This is a genomic window from Polyangium sp. 15x6 (assembly GCF_029960785.1).
Lineage (GTDB): Bacteria > Myxococcota_A > Polyangia > Polyangiales > Polyangiaceae > Polyangium.
This window is the reverse complement of record NZ_JASBQE010000052.1, coordinates 54,469-76,774: the sequence shown is the minus strand read 5'-3', so window position 1 is coordinate 76,774 and position 22,306 is coordinate 54,469. Positions and strand designations below refer to the sequence as shown.

Genomic DNA, 22,306 nt, shown 5'->3' with positions numbered 1-22,306 from the left:
TAGCACCAAGACGCTCGTGTCGGCCGCCCCCTTTTGCGTCCATTCGCGACGGCAGGCCCCCAGGTTTGTCTGGGGTATTGCCCCGGGGACAGGCGAGCGGTAGCATCGCGCCATGCGCAGAGCAATGGCAGCGGCACTCGTGATCGTAGCGGGGTGGGGGGCGGCGTTTGGCGGGGCGTCCGGGTGTGGACCTACTTCGGTTGGTTCAGACTGCCCACCGGGGTTGCCGAGAGACGAGTGCTGTCCGTGTCCCTATCCGGAGTCGTGCCCGGATCCGGATCGTCCGGGAGTCTGGACGCCCAAGCCCATCCCGTGGGACTGCCCGAACGCGTGTGACGGTCCGCCTCCGCTGCCGCCGAAGTGCTTCGATGGCGGTGTGGATGACGGCGGGGCGGATGGCGGGATGTCGTCGCTTTGCCCAGGCGGTGGTGTGTGTGTTGACGAGGCCCCCAAAGATTGGAGGCTCGTGGCCTTTTTTTCGGACTGGCGTGAGCCGCCGCCGTGCCCCGACGATGCTGCGATCCTCGCGTTCGAGGGTACGCCGGCCCCTCCTCCTCTTTTATGCGGCGAGTGCTCGTGCGACGAGCCCGAAGGGACATGCACGCTGCCGCAGACCTGGACCGTCAGCTCCGCCGGCTGTGATGATCCCGGGGGCGGTGTCAAGACAAACTTCGACCCGCCGACAAACTGGGACGGGACCTGCAATCAGGACAAGGCAATCCCCTCCGCCACACTTTGCGGCGGCGTGCCGTGCGTCCGATCGATCACCATCTCACCTCCGGTGATCGAGGAGCAGCCGTGCAAAGCGCGCACGAAGGGAGACCCGGCGCAGGAGATCCCCAAGTTCTGGAACGGTGGACCGGAGACGCCGCTTGGTCGCGTGTGCGAACGCGCCGAACCGTGGCTGGCCTGCGCCGAGCAAAGCGGGAAGGTCTGCGGGCCAGCGAGTGAGGACTACTCCTCTTGTATCTTCCGGGAGGGCGAGCACCTGTGCCCGGAGGGGTGGGGCGGGGAGAGGCACCTCCTCTACGGCGTGGTGAAGGACGAACGCGAGTGCTCGGCTTGTACCTGCGGTGCACCGACGGGCGGGACGTGTGATGCGCTGATCTCCGTCTGGAGCAGCCCTGGCTGCTCTCAGATCGCCATCGCACGCCCAATCTCCACGGGGATGGTCGCTCCGTGTGACCCCTTCATGCCCGGCACCCAGTTCAGCGGGAAGACGGCCGAGCTCCTCAACTATACGAAGGGCACCTGTGCCCCGAGCGGCGGTGCGGTCATCGGCGAACTGACCCTTGACAAACCCGTGACGGTATGTTGCGCGGTGCCCACGTCCTGACGCGCTAGAAGGTAACCACGAGCGACGTCGTGGCGCTCATCGCCAGCGGGAGTGGCTGCCACAGCACACCGCGGTAGTCGGCGAACTGACGCGGCACCGGAAACCCCAACACATCCACGTTGGAGCGCCACAACAGATGCTCCCCGAGCGGCACCTCGGCCTCCACCCGCGCGCCCACGCCCACGAGAGGCGTCGTGTACTCCTGCCGATACGTGCGGTTCGTCCCGCTCCCGAGCAACACACCCCCCGCGACCAGCCCACACGCCATGAATCCCCCAAACCGGTAACACCCCGCCGCCGTCCCCAGGTACGCATCCACGTCCACCGCCGTGGGCCCGTCCTGCGGGGTCGCCGTCATCCACGGCCGCGCAGCGAAGTCGAGTTCCACGACGAACCGCGGCGACACGTTCCACCCGGCCGTCACCCGCGGCGCGAAGAACGGCTCGGGCGCCACGTTCCAGAACGCACCGATCCCGAGCCCCGCGAAAAACCGGTTCGGCTGCGGAGGAGGCGGCGGCCGCGGAGGCGGAGGCGGAGGCGGACACGGCTGCGGAGTCGGTTGCGCAGGCGCCGGCGGACATGGCGGACACGGCGGCGGCGGCTCCGGCTCCCATCGTACGTTCCACCCCATGAGCATCGCCGCGTCGAACGCCGCCCAGAACAGCACCTTGTGGCACTCCGTCGCCGGCGGGTACTCGGTCGTCTTCTCGCCGCTCACCTCCCCCGCCGCGCTCTTCACCCGCACCGTCGCTGCCTTCCCGCCATCCGGCAGCCGCTTGACCCGCACCTCCAGCACGCGCTCTGCGCCCGCGTCGATCCCCCTCGACGGCACCCAGCTCGACAGCGCCGCAGAGAAATCCTCCTCCTGGTTGCAGGCCGGGGGCCACCGATCCGCCTCGAAATCCAACCGATGCGCCGCCTTCTCCTTCGCCCACGCCCGCCCCGGCCAGAGCACGAGCCCGGACAGACAGCCGAGCAGGGCCGCCCACCGCCGCGTCCGCTCGCCGGAAAAGTGAATAGGCCGAAAGATTTTTTTCGTAGATCGCCCCTCCTGGCGACATCTAGGAGCGTGAGCTCCTCTCTCATCCCAGGCGCGTCGGACCAACCTCCCAGCTCGGGCCTCGTTCGGCTCGACGCTCGGGCAGACGCGCTCGGCGTGTCCGCGGCGCGGCTCCGTCGATACAGGGCCGTCATGGTGAAGGTCGCGCGACGTGGGCTTGCCGATGAGAATCATGTGGACGACGTCGTCCATAATGCGTTCGTCGTGGCATATCAGAAAGAAAAATCCGAGCGCCCGCCCGTAGAGGATGAGCGCGGCTGGCTTGCGTGGTTATGCGGGATTGTCCGGGTGCTCGTCCTCGAATACCGGCGCGGGCATCGTGAAATGCCAACGGAGCCGGAGGACCTGGCAAACCTCCTCAGCACGGATACGGATGCAGATATGCGGGGCTACGAAGACATCGCGTCGGCGCAGGCCGCGGTCGATGCCCTCCCCTCGGGGAAGCGGGAGCTCCTGGACGAGCACTTCCTGCAAGAGAAGCCGATCGCGCAAATCGCCGCGGAGCGCGGGCTTCCCTATACGACGGCTTACTCGCAGTTCAACGCCGCGCTGAGCGAGGCGCGTTCCTTCGTGGATGGCACCGAGCGTCCCGCCAAACGCCGGCGCGCGCCCGTCACCATTTCTGCTCTGCTCGTCTTCATCACGCTCGTGCGCGAAGCGCGCGCGCGCGTCGCCGCCTTCTCCACGCACGCCTTCGCTTCCTTCGCGCGGGCGCCCATGCGTGTCCTCGGGAGCTTTGCAGCGGGAGCCGTGCTCCTGGGGAGCACGCCGGCCAGCGATCCGCAGGCCATGCCTCGGCATGTGGAAACACACGCGCGGGCGGAGGCGACCCTCGGGCGCGCTTCGACGTACCCAATCGATTGCAAGAGCGTCTTGCTGTGCGCTCCTCATACAGAATCGCCTCCGCCGAGGACGAATATCGAATCACGGCCTCCACGCGCGCCGGGACGCCCGCGAGCCTACAAGGAGCGCTCGATGCAGGAGGTCATCGACGCGAATGCCATTCGCCATGGCGAACCCGTCACCGCTGTGCGACGGGCGATGCAGGACGGGAACGTAGAATAGCGGCGCGAAGGTCAGCATTCGCCCTTCGCAGCGGATCCGCGTGCACCTGCGCTCCTGGCCACGGAAGACCCGGGCAGCACGCGGCTCCGCTGGGGACGGCGAATCGTTCGCTCGACGCTCGCAGCGAATCCGCATGCGCGAAGGAAACCCCTACGCGCGCTTCGTGCATGTGGGTTCGCTGGGGGCGTCGAGTCTGGGCAGCGCCCCCACCTCCCCCTCCCGGATCGCGGCATTCGTCAGGCAGAGAAGTGCGTCAGGGCAGCACGCTTCGGTTCGGGAGGGGAGGGGTTTTCTCGTTCGATGGCGAAATGTCGCCGCTCGTGGACGGCGGCGCTGGGGACATGCTCGGGCGAGCACATCCGGCGCCGTCGTCCAGGGGCGCTCGTCGGCTCGTCTCATCGATTCCTTCCGCGTCAGCCTCGGCCCGCTTTCGCATGCAGCACTCGGGGTCGTCCGGCGATTGCCTCGTGTAGCAGGCGAGCGGTAGGATCGCGTCATGCGCAGAGCGTGGGCCCTCGGTTTCGTGATCGTGGCGGGGTGGGGGGCGGCGATCGTCGGCCCGGCGGGGTGCTGTCCAACCACTGTCGGTGCAGACCACCCGGCGGGGCCGCCCTCCAAGAAGTACAAGGAGCGCTCCATGCAGGAAGTCATCGACGCCAATGCCCGACGTTGGGGCGAGCCGCCCCCTGCCCAACCACCGGTGGTGGAGGACTCGAAAGGAGAGTAGCGGGGCAAGCCTCCCCGACCCCCACCTCGTCCGAGTTCTTCCGGCCGCACGCGCCGTTAAGGTAGAGTTCGCCCGATGCGTCCTTCGGGTCTCGTACACCGTGCCCTGCTTGTGCTCGCGTTCGGCTCTCCGCTCCTCTGCGCCTTGCCCGCGCGCGCGGCGGCGCCGAAGGACGCGCAGGCCGAGAAGGCCATCACGCAGGCGATGGATGTCGACTACCTGGAGACGAAGTTCGACCAGGCTGAAAAGCGACTCCGTACGGCGATCGACGCGTGCGGCGTGGACAAGTGCACGCCGAGCGTGAAGGCGCGGGCGCTCGTGGCGCTCGGCGTGGTGCTCGCGGGCGGCAAGAAGCAGCTCGAGGACGCGCGCGAGGTGTTCGTCGAGGCGCTCTCCCTCGACAAGGCGGCGAAGCCCGACGAGGACATGAGCTCGGGCGAGGTGAAGTACGCCTACGAGAACGCGCGCAAGCAGCTCAAGCTCGACGGCGCGCCCGGGCCTTCCGTGGGGGGACAACCCGCGCCTTCGGGCCAGGGCATGACGCACACGACGCCGTCCGAGCAGCGCGTCGACACGCCGCTGCCGCTCTACGTGCGGCTCGCTCCCGAGCTGATCCAGGACGCGAAGAAGGTCGCGGTCAACTACCTCGCCCCGGGCGCGAGCGACTGGAAGACGCTCGTGATGAAGAAGGTCGGCGAGTTCGGCTTCGGCATCAACGTGCCGTGCACCGACGTCACGAAGGAAGGCAACCTCGACTATTACATCACGATCACCGACGCGGACGGCGCGATCGTGACGGGCGCGGGTTCGCGCGCACAACCTCTCCGCACGGCGATCAAGGCGCGCATCGAGGGCGAGCCGCCGAGCTGGCCCGGCTTCGCGCCGCCCGAGCGCTGCGTGAAGGTCGAGTCGGGGCCGAAGCAGTGCCTCGACGACAACCAGTGCAACGCGGGTTATTCGTGCGTCGCCGGCGAGTGCACGCAGAAGCCCACGGGCGGCGGCGAGGAGCCGAAGGACACGGGCCCGCGGAAGAACTGGGTCTCGATCACGATCGCGCCGGACGTCTCGATCTTCTCGGGCAAGGACGTCTGCTCGGTCGACGTGCAGGAGCGTGATCACTTCGTGTGCGTGCGCAGCGACGGCAGCCGGTACCTCGGCGCGCCCACGCCCGGCGTCGCGAACGACGTATCCGCGGGCCTCGCGCTCTCCACGATCCGCGTCGTGGCTGGCTACGACCGATTGTTCCTGGACAACATCCTGGCGGGCGTGCGCCTCGGCTTCGCGTTCCGCACGTCGAGCGCCGCGGACGCGAGCTTCTTGCCGGTGCACGCGGAGCTGCGCGGCAGCTACTTCATCGGCAAGACCCCCTTCGCCAGCCTCGGCGCGCGCCCGTTCGTCTTCGCCGCGGCCGGGCTCGCGCAGATCGACACGCCCGTCAACGTCGAGGTCCTCGAGGACGGCGCCGCTTGCGGCGCGGCGAACCCGTCCGACCAGAACAGCCCGTGCACGAGGCCCGGCAACCCGACCTACGAGGGGACGTACGTCGAGCCGCGGATCCAGACCTTGAAGGCCTACAAGCAAGCAGGGCAGGGATTTCTCGCGATCGGCGGCGGACTCCAGTATGCGCCCCTCGAGCGGGTCGCGATCAGCGTCGGCCTGCGCGCGAACGTGACGCTCCCCGTGGTCACGTTCGTGCTGACGCCCGAGCTAGGCGCCACCATCGGATTCTGAAGAATGCCCGAAGTACAACCCAGCAAGCTCGACGCGGCCCTCGATCAGGTTCTCGCGGGTGGCCCTCTGCGTGGCCTCCTCGACGTGCTCGATCGGCACTCGAATCTCCCCGGCACGCGCCCGAACCTCGAGTTCGCCCGCACGGCGGGCATCGCGATCGCGTCACGTCGAGGCAAGGCGGACGCGCTCGTTCGCGCGCTGCTCGCCGCGCCCGGCGAGTATCCGGTGATCGTGGCAGCGCACGCGCTCGCCCAGCGGGCCATCGTGGGGCTCGACGCGCGCGGCGCCATGGGCACGCTGCACGACCTCGCGGACGAGCCGCGGCACCTCGTCCGGATGGGCATCGTCTCCGCGCTGCGGGAGGTGCTCCTCGTGAAGGGCGAGGAGACGCTGCGCGAGCTCGCGACCTGGACCGACGGCTACTTCCACGCGCACGTGGTGCTCGATGCGCTCGCGGATCGCGAGGTCCTCGATCGGCTGCGTGGGCCGGAGGAGGTGATCGCGCGGCTCGACGAGGCGTTCATGCTCGCCGACGTCTCGCCGCGCGCGGCGGAGCGATCGCAGGGCCTGCGCACGTTGCGCGAGGCGATGCCGGCCGAGGTCGCGGTGTTCGCGGCGCGCTTCCCCGAGGTCGTCGCGTGGCTCGAAGCGAAAACGTCTTCGAAGCGCCCGGAGACGCGCGAGGTCGTATCGCAGGCCATCACGGCGCTGCGCCGGGGAGGGCTGAAAAACGCGGAGGCCGCGCGGATCGCGGGTCTCTTGGAGGCGAGCAAGAAGCCTCCCCGCGACGCGGCTCGTATCGTCTCCGGCACGCGAAAGCGGAGCAAGGGGCGGCGTTGACGGCGCGGACCCTCGGCGCGACGAAATCCGTCGCGGAGGGTGCCAGCGTGCAGTATGGAACCCGCCATGCGGCTCGAGAACAGGGTTGTCTTCATCACGGGCGCCTCGCGGGGCATTGGCAGGGCGGTCGCGCTCGCTTGTGCGCGGGAGGGCGCCGACGTCGTCATCGCGGCGAAGTCGGAGGTCGAGGCGAATCCCCGGCTTCCGGGGACGATCCACAGCGTGGCCAAGGAGGTCGAGGCGCTCGGCCGCCGGGCCCTGCCGATCAAGCTCGACGTGCGCGACGCGGAGGCGTGCGAGGCGGCGGTCGCGCAGGCGGCGGCGCATTTCGGCCGGCTCGACGTGCTCGTGAACAACGCGGGCGCGCTCTGGTGGGCGGACGTCCTCGGGACGCCGGTGAAGAAGTTCGACCTCGTGATGGGCATCAACGTCCGCGCCTCGTTCACGCTCGCGCGCGCCGCGTTGCCGCACATGATCGAGCGCAAGTGGGGGCACATCGTGATGATGTCGCCGCCGGTGGACGTGAACGGCATCGCGCACCATGGGGCCTACGCGGTCTCCAAGTTCGGCATGACGATGATCGCGCTGGGGATCGCGGAAGAGGCGAAGGCGCACAACGTGACGGCGAACGCGCTCTGGCCGGCGACGGCGATCGAGAGCTACGCGACCATCAACTTCGGCCTTGGCGGGCCGGAGTTCTGGCGCAAGGCGGACATCCTCGCGGACGCGACGCTCGCGTTGATCACGAAGGAGCCCTCGGCGCGGCCGGGCAAGGCCTGGATCGACGAGGAGCTCTTGCGCAGCGAGGGCGTCACGGATTTCTCGAAGTACCAGTGCGCGCCTGGCCACGAGCCGCCGCATTTCCCGTTCTCGGCGCTCCCGACGACGACCGAGACCGTCGACAAGAAGAAGTAAGGCCATGTCTTCGAGCGACGATGACGACGACCGAACGATCGGATCGGGCTCCACCTTCGCGGTGGATCCGACCCGGGAGATCGCGAGCGTGTTCGACGATCTCGAGGATCTCCTGAAGAACGGCGACGTGATCGAGGCCCTGTCGCAGAAGGGCGTGAACGCGAGCATCGCGCTCACGGCGATCGAGGGGCTCCGGGACTACCTCGAGGGAAAGAAGGCGGAGGCAGCCGAGGATTTCGCCATGGTGGCGGAGGAGATCCGGGGTCGCCTCGAGCTCGCCCGCGCGGCGGAGGGCCCGAAGAACGGGCACGGAGGGCACTCGTGACCACGGTAGCGCCTCCGCCTTGGTATCCGGCCCCGGCGCTCTCGGGCGCGGGCTACTCGGCGGCCGAGCTCGCGGAGAGCTGCGATCGCGTGTTCCTGCTCGACCAGCGGGATCTCCCGGCGCGCGAGGTCTACGTGACCCTGCGCTCGGCCGAGGAGGTCGCGGAGGCGATCCGCGCGATGGTCGTGCGAGGCGCGCCGGCAATCGGGATCGCGGCGGCCTACGGCATGGTGCTCGCTGCGCGCGCGCTGCGTCCGGCGGCGGGAGAGCGGTACGTCGCCGGCCTGCGTGGTGCGGCGAGCATGCTGGTGGCGGCGCGGCCGACGGCGGTGAACCTCTCCTGGGCGGTTTCGCGCATGCTCGTCTCGGCCGAGGCACACGCGAACGACCCGCCCGATGCGCGCGTGTCGGAGCTCGCGGTGCTCGCGCGGCGGATTCACGTGGAGGACCGCGAAGCGTGCCGGCAGATGGGTCGCGTCGGAGCGGCGCGGATCCCGGACGGCGCGACGATCCTGACCCATTGCAACGCGGGTGCGCTGGCGACGGGCGGTTATGGCACGGCGCTCGGCGTGATTCGCGCGGCGGCGGAGGCGGGCAAGCGCGTGCGGGTGCTGGCGGACGAGACGCGGCCGTACCTGCAGGGCGCGCGTCTGACGGCGTGGGAGCTGTCGCAGGACGGCATCCCGGTCGAGGTGATCACGGACTCGATGGCGGGGTATTTCCTGCGGCGAGGCGAGGTCACGGCGATCGTGGTGGGCGCGGACCGCATCGCGCGGAACGGGGACATCGCGAACAAGATCGGCACGTACGGGCTCGCCTGCCTGGCGAAGCACCACGGCGTGCCGTTTTACGTGGCCGCGCCGTGGAGCACGGTCGACCTCGCGACGCTGGACGGCGATCACATCCCTCTCGAGGAGCGCAGCCGGGACGAGGTGGTCCGTGTGGGAGGCGCGGTGCTGGTGCCGGAAGGCGTGCCGGCGCGGCATCCGGCGTTCGACGTGACGCCGGCCGAGCTGATCACGGCGATCTTCACGGAGCGGGGAGAGTTTGCCGCGGGGGAGATTGCGCGGGCGGGGGAGGTGGGCGGGGCATAAGCCGTTTCGTCCGGTTTGGCCCCCGTTCATCTCGTAAAACTTGTTCGTCCGGGGGATCCCGGGACAAACGTCCCGGGCATGCCCAAGCCGCGCCGTCCGGATCCCTTGCCCCAGCCGCACGACGCGCTCTTCAAGTGGGCATTTTCCCAGCGCGAGCACGCCATCGGCTTGCTCCGGGCTGCCCTGCCGAAGGCGCTCTCGGCCGCGATCGACTGGGGCACCTTGCGGCTCGAACAGGGCACCTTCGTCGACCGCGCGCTCCGCCACCGCCACGGCGATCTCGTGTTCTCGGTGCGCATCCGCGGGAAAACCGTCTACTTCCACGCCCTCGTCGAGCAGCAGCGCGACGTCGAGCCGCTCATGGTCTTTCGCATGGGCGTCTACATGTTTCGCCTCTGGGAGCAGCTCGTCCGTGACGAACCCGGTTTGAAGGAGCTCCCGCCGATCATCCCCATCGTCGTGCATCACAGCGAGGCGGGCTGGACGGCGGCGACGGCCTTCCAGGATCTCGTGCCGATGGACGCGTCGGTTCGTCCTGTCCTCCTGCCGTTCGTCCCGCGGTTCGAGCTCCGGCTGATCGACCTCGGCGGTGGGCGCGCGGCGGATCTCGTGGAGCGGGCGCTCACGGCGCTCGGTCAGGTCGTGCTGTGGTGTCTGTCCGTGGCGGGTGACGACGCTCGGTTCGAGCGGGAGATCGAGCGGATCGGGCAGGCGCTCGACGAGGTGCTGCTGGCGAAGGACGGCCTTGCTGCGCTCGGCGTGTTGCTGCGGTATCTTGCAGCCACGCACCAGCGCATCGGTGCGGAGAGGGTCGGCGAGATCCTGGAGAGTGCGACGGGGCCGGAGGTGCGAGACGTGATCATCACCTGGCTGGACAAGGTCGAGGAGCGGGGGCGCATGGAGGGGCGCGTCGAGGGCCGCACGGAAGGGCAGGCGCGGCTCTTGCGGAAGCTCCTCACGGCGCGGTTCGGGGCCCTGCCGGCCTCCGCCCGCGCGAAGATCGCCGACGCGGACGAGGCCACGCTCAGCCGCTGGGGCATCCGTCTGCTCACGGCCGAGACCCTGGACGAGGTGTTCGGCGAGGTTCGCCGCGCGGCGCCATCCCCGCCCCCCGCCCCGCGCTCTGCTCCGCGCTCTGCCCCACGCGCTCCGAAGACCCGCGCGCGTGTTCGGCGCAGCCCCGCATGACTGCACGCTCGCGGACTGCGCGAGTCCCTTGCCACCCCGACTCCACGGCACCAGAACCTTCCCCCATGACCGCCGCTTCCCGCTTTGCCCCCAAGCCCCCCTGGCTCAAAGTCCGCGCGCCGGGCGGCGACACCTACCATCACCTCAAGCAGACCTTCCGCGAGCTCGATCTCCACACCGTCTGCGAGGAAGCGCGTTGCCCCAACGTGGGCGAGTGCTGGCGCGAGGGCACGGCGACGGTGATGCTCCTCGGCGACGTTTGCACCCGCGGCTGCCGCTTCTGCGCCGTCACCACCGGCAACCCGCGCGGCGCCGTCGACACCCGCGAGCCCGAGCACGTCGCGCGCGCGATTGCGCGGCTCGATCTCCAGTACGTCGTCATGACCATGGTCAACCGTGACGACCTCCTCGACGGCGGCGCCGAGCACGTCGGCCGCACCGTCCAGCGCTTGAAGTCGCTCCGCCCCGACATCCTCGTCGAGACCCTCGTCGGGGATTTCTGCGGACATCTCTCCGCCGTCGACACCGTCGTCGACGCCCGGCCCGACGTCTTCGCGCACAACGTCGAGACCATCCGTCGCCTCACGCGCACCGTGCGTGACGTCCGATCGAGCTACGACCAGTCCCTCGCCGTCCTCGAGCGGGCCAAGGCGCGCGCGCGGGCGCAGGGCATCGAGGGACAGCTCACGAAGAGCTCCATCATGGTCGGCGTCGGCGAGACGGATGACGAGGTCGTCGAGACCATGCGGGAGCTCCGCGGCGTCGGCGTCGACGTCGTCACCATCGGCCAGTACCTCCGGCCCACGCCCAAGCACCACGAGGTCCTGCGCTTCGTCCCGCCGGAGACCTTCGCGCGGTACGAGGAAGAGGCCCTCGCGATGGGGTTTCTCTACGCCGCGTCCGGCCCGCTCGTTCGGTCGAGCTACCGCGCGGCCGAGGTGTTCCTGCGCAGCCTCTTGCGGGGCAAGGGCGGCGAGGGCGGCGACGTGCAGGCCGAGCTCGATGCGCGGCTCGATGTCGCGCGTCGGGAGGCGGCGCGCGTCGCCCTGGAGCTCGGCTCTCCTTCGAGCGTCGAGATCCCCCTCGGCGCACGGAGTGAGGCTGTGGGCCTCGTTCCCGCGGCGTCGCTCGTACGTCGGTGACGGTTGAGCGCGGGGCTTGGCGTTTCGTCCGGAGTGTGTGAAAAGGGGCTTCGAGGGAAGGACCCCGGCATGAGCTCCCCTGACGAGAAGTTCCTCGAGCGCGTCACGCAGTGCATCGCACGGCCTGGGCCGAACGCTCCGCGCGGCGTGCAGCACTCGATCCTGGCGCAAGCGGCGCGCCTCGCGCAGAGCGCCCCCATCGGGGACGAGGCCACGGCCCCTTCCGGCTTCGATCCGGCGGCGGCTGCGCTCTTCGAGGGCACGGTCGAGAGCGCGTACCTCGTGGCCACTTCCGATGGCCCGCTCTCGTCGACCGAGGACGCCGTGCTCCGCGCGATCATCGGCATCGGCTGCGACGGCAAGGTCTCGGCCGAGCAGATCGAGGCCCTCTTCGGCGAGCTCACCTCCGCGCAACAACGCGAGAGCGAAGAGGAGCGCGTCGCGCACATCGCTCAGATGATCACGCATCGGGATCATCAGCGTGAGGTCCTGCGCATCGCGGCGATCATGGCGCGCGCGTCGGGCGGCATCCGGCCTTCCGAGCGTGCGCTCCTCGATCGTCTCGCGCTGCGCTTCTCGCTCGGCGCGACGGCGGTCGACGCTGCGATCGCGGAAGCCAGCGAAGCGCTCGGCACCGTCTGAAGCGTGACACTCGGACGTGCGCGCCTCTTCTCGCGCGTGTCCGTCATGCTGCAGGTGCAGCATGAATTCGCGCAATGATTGCCGGCTGTTCTGCGGGCTCTTCGCGCATGCAGCAATCACGACGCGGCGTGTTGTAAAATGGCGTGATCTGCGCTTGGCCCCTGGCCATTCTGTCGCCCTTTGACTACGGTCCGGGCGCCATCATGAGCACTGCCACCCAACCCGCATCGAGCCTCGCCTCCACTGCCTCGGGGGGCAGCATGGAAGGCTCCGCCCACCCGGTCGCGCGGCATCCGCTCGACGCGCACGCGCCTGATGTCGTGCGTGTTCTCCGCGACGACGGCACCCTCGATCCGGCGAACGATCCTGGTCTTCGCAGCGACGAGGTGCTCACTCTCTTCCGCGCGATGGTGCGCGCGCGCTTGCTCGACGAGCGCCTCGTCCTCCTTCAGCGGCAGGGGCGTATCGGCTTCCACATCGGCTGCAAGGGCGAGGAGGCGAGCATCCTCGGCAGCGCCTTCGCCATGCGGCAGAACGACTGGATCTTCCCGTGCTACCGCGAGTTCGCCGCGGCGCTCTGGCGTGGGATGCCGCTCCAGCGGTACGTCGACAACATGTTCGGCAACGCGAACGACCCCGTGAAGGGTCGCCAGATGCCGGACCACTACACGTGGAAGAGCGGCAAGTTCGGCTCGGTGAGCTCGCCGATCGGCACCCAGATCACGCAGGCCGTCGGGTTTGCCTGGGCCGCGAAGATCCGCAAGGAGGACACGGCGGTCCTCGTGTACTTCGGCGACGGCGCCACGAGTTCGAACGAGTTCCACAACGGCATGAACTTCGCGGGCGTCTTCAAGGCCCCGACGGTCTTCTTCTGCCGCAACAACGGCTGGGCCATCAGCGTGCCGACCGAGCGGCAGACCGCGAGCGAGACCTTCGCGCAGAAGGGCATCGCCTACGGCGTCCCGGGCGTTCGTTGCGACGGCAACGACCTCTTCGCCGTCGTCAAGGTGACGCGCGACGCGGTCGCCCGCGCTGCGCGGGGTGAAGGCCCGACGATCATCGAGGCGCTCACCTACCGGCTCGAAGGCCACTCGACGAGCGACGATCCCAAGGCGTACCGGCCCGAAGCGGGCCTCGATTCCTGGCGTCGCCTCGACCCGATCCCGCGCCTGCGCCGGTACATCGAGCGCACGATCGGCTGGACCGACGCGCAGGACAAGGAGCTCGAGGCCGAGCTCGACGCCGAGCTCAAGGCTGCGATCGCGGTCGCCGAGAAGACCCAGGCGCCCGCGCTCGAGTCGCTCTTCGAAGACGTCTACGGCGAGCTGCCCTGGCACCTGCAAGAGCAGCGGGACGAGCTTCTGCGCGGCCCGCGCGCCAAGGGGCACGGCCACTGATCCTCGGGGAAACCCGCCCTCCTTTCGAGAAGGTCACGGAGAGATAGCACGATGCCTCAGATGAACATGGTCCAGGCCATCAACGACGCCCTCCGCCACGAGATGCGGCGCGATAGTCGCGTCGTCGTCCTCGGCGAGGACGTCGGGAAGGTCGGCGGCGTCTTCCGCGTCACGCAGGGCCTCTTCGACGAGTTCGGCGACGACCGCGTGATCGACACCCCGCTGTCCGAGGGTGGCATCATCGGCACGGCGATCGGCATGGCCCTCTACGGCCTGGTCCCGGTCCCCGAGATCCAGTTCTCCGACTTCATCTTCCCCGCGTACGATCAGATCGTCTCCGAGCTGGCGAAGTACCGCTATCGCTCGGGCGGCGAGTATCCGGCGAAGCTCGTCATCCGCACGCCCACGGGCGGCGGCATCCGCGGCGGCCACTACCACTCGCAGTCGCCCGAGGCGCAGTTCATCCACGTCGCGGGCCTCAAGGTGGTTTGTCCGTCGAACCCGGCGGACGCGAAGGGCCTGCTCCTCGCCTCGATCCGCGACCCGGATCCGGTCCTCTTCTTCGAGCCGAAGCGCATCTACCGCGCGGCGAAGGGTGACGTCCCCGAGGGCGATCACACGGTCCCGCTCGGCAAGGCCAGCGTCGTGCGCAAGGGGCAGCACGTCACGATCGTCGTCTGGGGAGCGATGCTCTACGAGGCGCTCGACGCGGCGAACCAGGCGGCGGCGCAGGGCATCGACTGCGAGGTCATCGACCTGCGCACGCTCTGGCCGCTCGACATCGAGACGATCATCACGTCGGTGAAGAAGACGGGCCGCGTGGTCGTGGTGCACGAGGCGCCGAAGAGCTGCGGGCTCGGCGCCGAGATCGTCTCGCTCATCAACGAGAAGGCCTTCCTCCACCTCGAGGCGCCGCCGAAGCGCGTGACCGGCTTCGACACGCCCTTCCCGTACACGCTCGAGATGGAGTACCTGCCGCTCTCCCACCGCATCCTGCCGGCGATCATCGAGACCGCGAGGTACTGAGATGGCAAGCTTCGAGTTCAAGCTGCCCGACATCGGCGAGGGCGTCACCGAAGGCGAGATCGTCAAGTGGCTCGTCGCGCCGGGTGACATCGTCAAGGAAGACCAGCCGATGGTCGAGGTGATGACGGACAAGGCGACCGTCACGATCACCGCGCCGAAGGCCGGCAAGATCCTGGAGACGCGCGCCAAGGAGGGCCAGGTCGTCGCCGTGCACTCGGTGCTCGTCGTGTTCGACCTCGACGGCGAAGGCAAATCCGCGGCCGCGCCCGCGGTTGCGCTCGCGCCCGCCGCAGCGGCCGAGCCGACGGCGGCGAGCACGCCCCAGGCGGCGAAGAACGATGGCCCGGCCGCGACCGCGGTCGGCGACATCAAGGAGGACCTGCCCGGCATGAACCTCATGCCGCTCGGCTCCTCGCACACGACGAACGGCATCACGGCGGCGCCCGTGGCCGCGTACTACAACGACAAACCCCTCGCCACGCCGGCCACGCGCAAGCTCGCGCGGGATCTCGGCGTGGATCTGCGTCGGGTCGCGCCCACGGGTCCGAGCGGTCGGGTCACGAAGGACGACGTCCGCGGCGCGAGCGCGACGCCCACGCCGGTGCCTCTCGCGATGCACACGGCCGTGACCGCGCACGTGCCGGAGTCGCTTCCGACGGCGTCCGCGCCTCTGCCGAAGCCCATCGCGGCCGGCGAGCCGCACCCCGCGGCCGCGTCTGCCCCGGTCACGGCGAAGGCCCCCGCGCCCGTGCGGGTCCCGCCGCCTCCGGCCGGCGAGGAGTCGCTGGAAGAGCGGACCCCGCTGCGCGGCGTGCGCAGGCGGATCTTCGAGCAGATGAGCCGCTCGAAGCACACCGCGGCGCACTTCACGTTCGTCGAGGAGTGCGACGTCACGGCGCTGAAGGAGCTCCGCGCGCGCCTGAAGCCCGCGGCGGACAAGGCAAACGTGAAGCTCACGTTCTTGCCGTTCTTCGTGAAGGCCGTCGTCGCCGCGCTGAAGAAGCACCCCTCGCTGAACAGCGCCTTCGACGAGACCACGCAGGAGATCGTGCAGCGCCGCTACTACGACATCGGCATCGCGTCGGCCACCGACGCGGGCCTCATCGTGCCTGTCGTGCGTCGCGCCGATCGGAAGAGCATCCTCGACATCGCTCGGGACATCCAGCGCCTCGGCGACGACACGAAGGCCGGCAAGGTCCGGTCCGAGGACCTCGGGAACTCCACCTTCACGATCACCTCGCTCGGAGCGCAGGGCGGCCTTTTCGCGACGCCGATCCTGAACTTCCCCGAGGTCGCGATCCTCGGCATCCACCAGATGAAGCAGAAGCCGGTGGTGCGCGACGGTCAGATCGTGATCGGCGACGTGATGCTGGTGAGTTTGTCCTTCGACCACCGCATCATCGACGGCCACGTCGGCGCGGCGTTCGCCTACGAGATCATCGGGTACCTCGAGAACCCGGATCGCCTCTTCCTCGAAATGGCGTGAGTCAAGCGGCCCCGGCTGCCTCCGGGGCCTGCTCCTCCGCCTCGTCCGTCTCCTCTTCGGCTGCGTCCTTCTTCGCCTTCGGTTTGCCCGCGGGGATGATCACGCCGTGGTTCATCGCCACGGCCTCGCGGATCTTCTGCGTCATCTGCTTCTCGATCTTCGCGCGGTCTCCGAACAGCGCCCAGACCTCCAGCGTGTCGTCGGGCGAGCCCTCGATCGCGCGCTTCGGCAGCGCGTTCACCCAGGCGAAACGATCCGCGGGCTTCGGGTGGCTGTCGTAGGGCGAGGGCTCGGCGTGGATCGCCTCGTCGATCGCCTTCTCGATCTCGGCCTCCTCCGGGGTTTTTCCGCGCACGCGGTAGCGGTAGAGGTTCGCGAGCGCGCGCTTCTCCTGGATCACCTCCGAGAGCGCGGCCTGTGTGTGCACGTCGAAGCGGATCGATCGATCGATCACGTGCGTGAGGCCCTCGGTGAACGCCTCCGCGCCGTACGCGAAGGCCGCCCATCGGTCCGCGAGCACCTCCTGCAAGCGCGAGGCGCCCTGCGAGATCCGCAGGAAGATCTTGTGGAAGCCGCTCACGAACAGCCACGCCGGGTTGTACCAGGCCGCGGCTCCGCCCTGCGCGAGCGAGAGCGCCATCGTGAACACGCTTCGCCGCACGGCCAGCGCGAAGCCGCCGCCGGCCGTGTCCTCGTTGTGGAAATGCCCGTACTCGTGCGCCAGGACGGCCTTGAACGCGCTGATCGAGAAACCGTCGAGCACGCCCGCGCCGAGCACGAGGCAACGCTCCGTGCGCCCCGCGAGCTGCCGGAGCAGGCCCCCGCGCTCGAAGACGCCCACGTCCGTCGTCGGCGTCATGTACACGTTGTCGACCGGACGCGTGCCGATGCGCCCGGCCACCTCTTCGAGCACGGCGCGGAGCTTCGGGTGCTCGGCGAGGTCGAGTTTGTCGCCGGGTTCGCTCTCCTGCCGCCGGAAGAAGATGCTTTTCAGCATCGCCCAGAGCGACACGAGCGTGAAGATCGCGACGATCGCCACGAGCTTCACGGGGATCCGACCGATCGCGACGAAGCCGTAAATGATGCCGCCGCCCGCGACGAGCACGAGCGACATCACGATCGGGAGGCTGATGTAGTAGTAGGCGCAGCAGGCCCAGAGCACGACGCCGTAGACGCGCCGCAGCCATTTGTCCGCGCCCGTCGCGTTCTCGTCCGCCGACTTCGGGACGGCCGACGCCGCGCGCAGCGTCAGCGTGCTGAGCAGCCCCCCGAGCCCGAGCAGCGCGGCGAGCCCCGCGAGCCACCCGAGGAAGCCGTAGAGGAGCGTCGTGCCGTAGCGCTCGTAGAACGGCATCGCCTCCTCGTACTGGCCCTTGAGCGACGTGTACGTCTGGTCGTCGAGGCCCAGCGATTTCGCGCGATCGAGCTTCTCGATGGCCCCGCCGAGTTTGCCCTCGGACGCGTCGACCATCGACGCGTAGAGGTACGTCGGAGCGAACTCCGGGGCGATGCGCTCGAGCGCGCGAGAGCAGTTCCGTAGCTGATCGAAGCGGCTGTTCTGGAGCGCGGACTCGCAGACGAGGAGCTGGGCGAACTTGTCGTCGGGTTTTCGCGCCGCGGCCGAGCTCGCGAGCTCGAACGCTTCTCGCGCCTCGGACATGTTCGGCGTCGTGCCTTGCGGCCGCATCAGGAGCGCCTGCGCCAGGGAGGCCTTGTTCTCGGCCACGTCCTCGGTCGCGAGCGCCTTGCGGCAGAGCGCGACGGCCTCGTCCCGCGCGCCCTGGTGGAGCTTCACCGTGCAGAGCCTTCGCGTCGCGGCCGAGAACTTCGGCACACGCGCGCGCACCTTCTCGTAGAGCTCCGCGGCAGCCGCGAGATCGCCGCGCTCGCGCGCCGCGTTTGCCTCGGCAAACAGCGTCGCCGCCTCGGGATCGAGCTTCTGGATCTGCTCGGCGAGCTCCCGCTCGAAGGCCGTCTCGTCAGCGGCCTTCCCGTCCGCGGAGGTGAGCATGCCTGCGAGGGCGAGGAGCAACGCTCCTCCAAACCGCGACGCACGTTTCCCCCACGTATGCTGCATCCCTCCCACGGTGCCTCCTCCCCGATCTTCCGCATCCTACCCGACCGGGCCACGGCATTGCGAACCCGATGGTTCCGCTGCGGCGGGCGAGCCCGACCGACGGTCGGGCTCCTGCTTCCGTTGGGGCACCTTTTGTTCGATCCGTCGTCTTGGCAGCCGATCGTTGACGCCGCCGGGGGTTGTCACCTAAGACGAAGCGCCGAGGAGCCCCCTCGTACGCAATCTGGGCTCCCGTGTTGCGAGGAGACACGTCACCGATGCGCTTCCGCCCGTTCCTGCCACTGCTCTTGATCTCTGCCGCGGCGTTCGCAGGCGTCGCCGGCTGCGGCGAGCGTGAGGCCACGCCGCTCCCGTTCCAGCAGAAGAAGAAGGGGGCGAACGCCTCCGCAGAGGCCGCGAAGCTCGCGGAGCTCGACCTCGCGGACATGAAGAACAACTTCGGCACGCTGCCCGCCAAGTACGAGGCGAAGAGCGGCGAGGCCGACACGAACCCGATCACGCCCGAGAAGGTCGCTCTCGGCCGCCAGCTCTACTACGACACGCGGCTCTCGAAGAACCAGGACCTCTCGTGCAACTCGTGCCACCTGCTCGACAAGTTCGGCGTCGACGGCACGAAGGTCTCGAAGGGCCACAAAGGCCAGCTCGGCGGCCGCAACGCGCCCACCGTGTACAACGCCGGCGGGTACGTCGCGCAGTTCTGGGACGGCCGCGCGGGCACGCTCGAAGATCAGGCCAAGGGCCCGATCCTGAACCCGGTCGAGATGGCCATGAAGGACGAGGCCAGCGTCGTCGCGGTGCTCGAGTCGATCCCGGGCTACGAGGACGCCTTCAAGAAGGCCTTCCCCGACGACAAGGAGCCGATCTCGTACGACAACCTGGCGAAGGCGATCGGCGCGTTCGAGCGGCAGCTCGTGACGCCGTCGCGCTTCGACAAGTACATGGCCGGCGACAAGGGCGCGCTTTCGGATCAGGAGCGCGCGGGCCTGACGAAGTTCGTGCAGAACGGCTGCACCTCGTGCCACAGCGGCAGCGCGCTCGGCGGATCGAGCTTCCAGAAGCTCGGCCTGATCAAGGCGTACCCGAACCAGAAGGATCTCGGCCGCTACGAGGTCACGAAGAAGGAAGAGGACAAGATGGTCTTCCGGGTCCCGACGCTGCGCAACGTGGCGGAGACGGGCCCGTGGTTCCACGACGGCGCCTACGATCGGCTCGAGACGGCGGTGCAGGCGATGGCCTACCACCAGCTCGGCAAGGAGCTGTCCGACGCGGACGTCGCGGACATCGTGGCCTTCTTGAAATCGCTGACGGGCGAGATCCCGCAGGAGTACATCAAGAAGCCCGAGCTGCCCGCGAACGGCGAGAAGACGCCCGGCGCCGATCCCACGTGATCGGCTCGTCCCCCCTAGCGTGGGCGGCGGAAATCGAATAAACCGCCGCCCATGCTGTCCGAGACCCGCGAGAAAATCGAAGACCTTAAAAGGCGCTATGCGGCGCTAAGGGGGCATCTTTGACGTCCCCAAGCTGTCCCGCATGCTCGCCGAGCTGACGCAAAAGTCGCTCGAGCCTGGTTTCTGGAACGATCAAACGAAGGCGCAGGCCACGTTGCGAAAGCGCGCGGACGTCGAGCAGAAGCTCGAGGTCGCGCAGACGCTCGGCCGCGCGATCGACGACGCCGCCGAGTACCTGGAGCTCGCGGCCGCCGAGAACGACGACGCCGCGATCGTCGACTGCGAGAAGCAGGTCGTCGAGCTCGATGGGCGCCTGCGCAAGGTCGAGCTCGAACGGATGCTGAGCGGGCCCGCCGATCAGTCGAACGCGATCGTCAGCATCCACCCGGGCGCCGGCGGCACCGACGCCAAGGACTGGGCCGCGATGCTGCTCCGCATGTACCTGCGCTTCTGCGAGAGGCGCGGCTACAAGACGGAGATCATCGACTACCAGGACGGCGACGAGGCCGGCATCGACGCCGTCTCGTTCACCGTCTCGGGGCCGGGCGCCTACGGCTATCTGCGCTCGGAGACCGGCGTGCATCGGCTCGTGCGTATGAGCCCGTTCAACGCGGATCACACGCGACAAACCGCGTTCGCCGCGGTCGAGATCACGCCTGATGTCGGCGACGACATCCAGATCGAGGTCAACGAGAAGGACATCGAGATCACGACGATGCGCGCCGGCGGCAAGGGCGGGCAGAACGTGAACAAGGTCGAGACGGCAGTCCGGCTCCGGTACCTTCCCGATCCGACGATCAACATCGTCTGCCGCGCGGAACGCAGCCAGCATCAGAACCGAGCGATGGCGCTCAAGATGCTGAAGGCGAAGCTCTACGAGCGCGAGCTCGCGCGGCGCGACGCCGAGAACGCCGCGTACCAGGCCTCGAAGACCGCGATCAACTTCGGCAGCCAGATTCGCAACTACGTGCTCGCCCCCTACCGCCTCGTGAAGGACGTGCGGACCGCGACGGAGTCGGGCAACGTGGACGCGGTGCTCGACGGGGATCTCGACTCGTTCATCGAGGCGTACCTCATGGCCGCGGCGGGCGGCACGCTGAAGAAGGGCGGCCAGGTGGTCGCAGAGGACGACGCGTGAGCGAGGACAAGCAGGAGAAAAAGGGGGCCTCTTCGGCTGCTGCGGCGACGCAGCACGCGGAGGAGACCCTCATCGCCGTTCGCAAAGAGAAGGCCACGAAGATCCGCGGGCGCGGGGAAAACCCGTTCGCCAACGACGTCACGTCGGGCGAGCCGCTCGTGGATCTCGCCTCGGCGCGTGCGCGGTTCGACGGCGCGAAAAACGCCGCGGGCCGGTACGACGCAGAGAAGGTCACGCCCGAGCCCCTGCGCATCGCGGGCCGGGTGCTCTTCCTGCGGCAGATGGGCGGCGTCTCGTTCGTGCGCCTCCGCGATCGCACGGGCGAGCTGCAGCTCTACTGCGATGAAGCCGTGCTCGGCGAGGCCTACGCGCGTCTGCACGAGGAGATCGACCTCGGCGACATCATCGAGGCGAGCGGCACGGCGATGGCCACGCAGAAGGGCGAGCTCAGCGTCAAGGCGACGAGCTTCCGCCTGCTCACGAAGGCCTATCGCCCGCTGCCCACGAAGACGAGCTTCAAGGACGTCGAGGCGCGCTACCGCATGCGCTACGTCGACCTCGTGGCGAACCGCGAGGTCGCCACGGTCTTTCGAGCGCGTACGTTCATCATCTCGGCGCTGCGCCGTTTCTTCGACGGCAAAGGGTTCCTCGAGGTCGAGACGCCCACGATGCACACGATCATCGGCGGCGCCGCGGCCCGGCCGTTCAAGACGCACCACAACACGCTCGACATGGAGCTCTTCATGCGCATCGCGCCGGAGCTCTACCTGAAGCGGCTCGTCGTGGGTGGCTTCGAGCGCGTCTACGAGATCGCGCGCTGTTACCGGAACGAGGGGCTCTCCACGCGGCACAACCCCGAGTTCACGATGCTCGAGTACTACCAGGCCTACGCCACGTACGAGACGCTCATGGACCAGACCGAGGCCATGCTGCGGGCCGTCGACGAGGCGCTCGCCGCGGCCGTTCCCGAGGAGCACGCGGCTTGGGCGAAGGCGCGCACCTGGTCCTTCGAGCGGTTCGTCCGGGTCCCGATGGCGAAGGCCATCGAGAACGCCCTCGCCCGCTCCGGTTTGCCCCCCGAGGTCGCCACGCGTGTCGCCGACGACGACGCGCCGATCAAGGCCTGGGCGAAGGCCGCCAAGGAGAAGAAGCGCGAGATCGACTGGGCGAACTTCCGCTCGGGCATGAAGAAGTGCGACAGCGAGGGCGAGCGCGTCTTCTGCGCCTACGAGTACCTCGCCGAGCCCTTCCTCACCGCGGATTACCGGACGGACGACGGCTCGAAGAGCCTGCCCGTGTTCATCATCGACTACCCGTTCGAGGTTTCGCCGCTGGCGCGGAAGAAGGACGGGAATGAAGCGCTCGTCGACAGGTTCGAGCTCTTCGTCGACGGCCGCGAGCTCTGCAACGCCTTCAGCGAGCTGAACGATCCCGAGGATCAGGACGCGCGCTTCCGGGCGCAGGTGGAGAAGAAGGCCAAGGGGGCCGAGGAGACGATGGACTACGACGCCGATTACGTGCGCGCGCTCGAGTACGGCATGCCGCCGACCGCGGGCTTCGGGATGGGCGTCGACAGGCTCACGATGCTGCTCACGGGCGCCGCGTCGATCCGCGACGTCATTCTCTTCCCCCTCCTCCGGCCCGAGGCGAGCGGCAGTTGATCGACCAG

General features: G+C 68.9%; 18 protein-coding genes. 16 read left to right on the top strand and 2 right to left on the bottom strand.

The genetic code is table 11. From position 1 onward, the window contains the following. Positions 1 to 466 precede the first annotated feature (466 nt). A complete protein-coding gene (locus QHF83_RS31685) occupies positions 467 to 1,336 on the top strand; it encodes a hypothetical protein (protein ID WP_282421732.1) in 870 nt (289 codons plus the stop codon). A 4-nt stretch (positions 1,337 to 1,340) separates the two neighbouring features. On the opposite strand, the gene QHF83_RS31680 is transcribed toward QHF83_RS31685, so the two are convergent. Continuing rightward, complete coding sequence (locus tag QHF83_RS31680) at positions 1,341 to 2,291, bottom strand: hypothetical protein (protein WP_282421731.1); 951 nt, start codon at positions 2,289 to 2,291, stop codon at positions 1,341 to 1,343. A gap of 57 nt (positions 2,292 to 2,348) precedes the next feature. On the opposite strand from QHF83_RS31680, the gene QHF83_RS31675 reads away from it, so the two are divergent. The 12 genes from QHF83_RS31675 to QHF83_RS31620 all read left to right on the top strand — a co-directional run bounded on the left by QHF83_RS31675 (position 2,349) and on the right by QHF83_RS31620 (position 15,974). Continuing rightward, positions 2,349 to 3,461: a sigma-70 family RNA polymerase sigma factor gene (locus QHF83_RS31675; protein WP_282421730.1), complete on the top strand. Its 1,113-nt coding sequence runs from the start codon at positions 2,349 to 2,351 to the stop codon at positions 3,459 to 3,461. A gap of 802 nt (positions 3,462 to 4,263) precedes the next feature. Then, positions 4,264 to 5,919, top strand: coding sequence for a hypothetical protein (locus QHF83_RS31670; protein ID WP_282421729.1), 1,656 nt, complete (start codon positions 4,264 to 4,266; stop codon positions 5,917 to 5,919). Positions 5,920 to 5,922: 3 nt separating this feature from the next. Then, positions 5,923 to 6,759, top strand: coding sequence for a hypothetical protein (locus QHF83_RS31665; RefSeq protein WP_282421728.1), 837 nt, complete (start codon positions 5,923 to 5,925; stop codon positions 6,757 to 6,759). Positions 6,760 to 6,825: 66 nt separating this feature from the next. Next, positions 6,826 to 7,674 (top strand): SDR family oxidoreductase, encoded by an 849-nt coding sequence (locus tag QHF83_RS31660; protein ID WP_282421727.1) that lies wholly within the window; start codon positions 6,826 to 6,828, stop codon positions 7,672 to 7,674. A 4-nt stretch (positions 7,675 to 7,678) separates the two neighbouring features. Beyond that, on the top strand, positions 7,679 to 7,999 hold the full coding sequence (locus QHF83_RS31655; protein ID WP_282421726.1) for a hypothetical protein: 321 nt from the start codon (positions 7,679 to 7,681) through the stop codon (positions 7,997 to 7,999). Between the two features lie 89 nt (positions 8,000 to 8,088). Next, complete coding sequence (mtnA, locus tag QHF83_RS31650) at positions 8,089 to 9,093, top strand: S-methyl-5-thioribose-1-phosphate isomerase (RefSeq protein WP_348980487.1); 1,005 nt, start codon at positions 8,089 to 8,091, stop codon at positions 9,091 to 9,093. Positions 9,094 to 9,171: 78 nt separating this feature from the next. After that, positions 9,172 to 10,281, top strand: coding sequence for an Rpn family recombination-promoting nuclease/putative transposase (locus tag QHF83_RS31645; protein ID WP_282421724.1), 1,110 nt, complete (start codon positions 9,172 to 9,174; stop codon positions 10,279 to 10,281). 65 nt (positions 10,282 to 10,346) lie between these two features. Then, entirely contained in the window at positions 10,347 to 11,423 is a 1,077-nt protein-coding gene (gene lipA / locus QHF83_RS31640) for a lipoyl synthase (protein ID WP_282421723.1), read from the top strand. A 69-nt stretch (positions 11,424 to 11,492) separates the two neighbouring features. Next, positions 11,493 to 12,065 carry a TerB family tellurite resistance protein gene (locus tag QHF83_RS31635; protein ID WP_282421722.1) on the top strand — a complete coding sequence of 191 codons (573 nt, stop codon included), beginning with the start codon at positions 11,493 to 11,495 and terminating at the stop codon, positions 12,063 to 12,065. A 203-nt stretch (positions 12,066 to 12,268) separates the two neighbouring features. Then, positions 12,269 to 13,462 (top strand): thiamine pyrophosphate-dependent dehydrogenase E1 component subunit alpha, encoded by a 1,194-nt coding sequence (locus tag QHF83_RS31630; RefSeq protein WP_282421721.1) that lies wholly within the window; start codon positions 12,269 to 12,271, stop codon positions 13,460 to 13,462. A 51-nt stretch (positions 13,463 to 13,513) separates the two neighbouring features. Then, positions 13,514 to 14,488, top strand: a complete 975-nt coding sequence (locus QHF83_RS31625; protein WP_282421720.1) for an alpha-ketoacid dehydrogenase subunit beta — start codon at positions 13,514 to 13,516, stop codon at positions 14,486 to 14,488. Position 14,489: 1 nt separating this feature from the next. Then, complete coding sequence (locus QHF83_RS31620; protein ID WP_282421719.1) at positions 14,490 to 15,974, top strand: dihydrolipoamide acetyltransferase family protein; 1,485 nt, start codon at positions 14,490 to 14,492, stop codon at positions 15,972 to 15,974. A gap of 1 nt (position 15,975) precedes the next feature. Here the strand turns inward: QHF83_RS31620 and QHF83_RS31615 are convergent, their stop codons facing one another. Beyond that, on the bottom strand, positions 15,976 to 17,985 hold the full coding sequence (locus tag QHF83_RS31615; RefSeq protein ID WP_282421718.1) for a M48 family metalloprotease: 2,010 nt from the start codon (positions 17,983 to 17,985) through the stop codon (positions 15,976 to 15,978). A 323-nt stretch (positions 17,986 to 18,308) separates the two neighbouring features. Here QHF83_RS31615 and QHF83_RS31610 point away from each other — a divergent pair, with 323 nt between their 5' ends. The 3 genes from QHF83_RS31610 (at position 18,309) to lysS (ending at position 22,298) form a co-directional block, all read left to right on the top strand. Beyond that, positions 18,309 to 19,439, top strand: coding sequence for a cytochrome-c peroxidase (locus tag QHF83_RS31610; protein WP_282421717.1), 1,131 nt, complete (start codon positions 18,309 to 18,311; stop codon positions 19,437 to 19,439). A 51-nt stretch (positions 19,440 to 19,490) separates the two neighbouring features. Then, a protein-coding gene (gene prfB, locus QHF83_RS31605; RefSeq protein WP_282421716.1) for a peptide chain release factor 2 occupies positions 19,491 to 20,637 on the top strand; the annotation gives its coding sequence in 2 pieces (ribosomal slippage) (positions 19,491 to 19,559 and positions 19,561 to 20,637; 1,146 coding nt in all). Beyond that, positions 20,634 to 22,298: a lysine--tRNA ligase gene (gene lysS, locus QHF83_RS31600; RefSeq protein ID WP_282421715.1), complete on the top strand. Its 1,665-nt coding sequence runs from the start codon at positions 20,634 to 20,636 to the stop codon at positions 22,296 to 22,298. The genes prfB and lysS overlap by 4 nt, the downstream gene beginning before the upstream one ends. Positions 22,299 to 22,306: the final 8 nt, after the last annotated feature.

What these genes read in the sequence shown, in the direction of transcription:
- QHF83_RS31645 (WP_282421724.1), top strand. Translation starts at nt 9,172, where the DNA reads ATGCCCAAGCCGCGCCGTCCGGATCCCTTGCCCCAGCCGCACGACGCG.
- QHF83_RS31655 (WP_282421726.1), top strand. Translation starts at nt 7,679, where the DNA reads ATGTCTTCGAGCGACGATGACGACGACCGAACGATCGGATCGGGCTCC.
- QHF83_RS31630 (WP_282421721.1), top strand. Translation starts at nt 12,269, where the DNA reads ATGAGCACTGCCACCCAACCCGCATCGAGCCTCGCCTCCACTGCCTCG.
- QHF83_RS31635 (WP_282421722.1), top strand. Translation starts at nt 11,493, where the DNA reads ATGAGCTCCCCTGACGAGAAGTTCCTCGAGCGCGTCACGCAGTGCATC.
- QHF83_RS31625 (WP_282421720.1), top strand. Translation starts at nt 13,514, where the DNA reads ATGCCTCAGATGAACATGGTCCAGGCCATCAACGACGCCCTCCGCCAC.
- QHF83_RS31670 (WP_282421729.1), top strand. Translation starts at nt 4,264, where the DNA reads ATGCGTCCTTCGGGTCTCGTACACCGTGCCCTGCTTGTGCTCGCGTTC.
- lipA (WP_282421723.1), top strand. Translation starts at nt 10,347, where the DNA reads ATGACCGCCGCTTCCCGCTTTGCCCCCAAGCCCCCCTGGCTCAAAGTC.
- QHF83_RS31620 (WP_282421719.1), top strand. Translation starts at nt 14,490, where the DNA reads ATGGCAAGCTTCGAGTTCAAGCTGCCCGACATCGGCGAGGGCGTCACC.
- QHF83_RS31660 (WP_282421727.1), top strand. Translation starts at nt 6,826, where the DNA reads ATGCGGCTCGAGAACAGGGTTGTCTTCATCACGGGCGCCTCGCGGGGC.
- QHF83_RS31610 (WP_282421717.1), top strand. Translation starts at nt 18,309, where the DNA reads ATGCGCTTCCGCCCGTTCCTGCCACTGCTCTTGATCTCTGCCGCGGCG.
- QHF83_RS31615 (WP_282421718.1), bottom strand. Translation starts at nt 17,985, where the DNA reads ATGCTCACCTCCGCGGACGGGAAGGCCGCTGACGAGACGGCCTTCGAG.
- QHF83_RS31665 (WP_282421728.1), top strand. Translation starts at nt 5,923, where the DNA reads ATGCCCGAAGTACAACCCAGCAAGCTCGACGCGGCCCTCGATCAGGTT.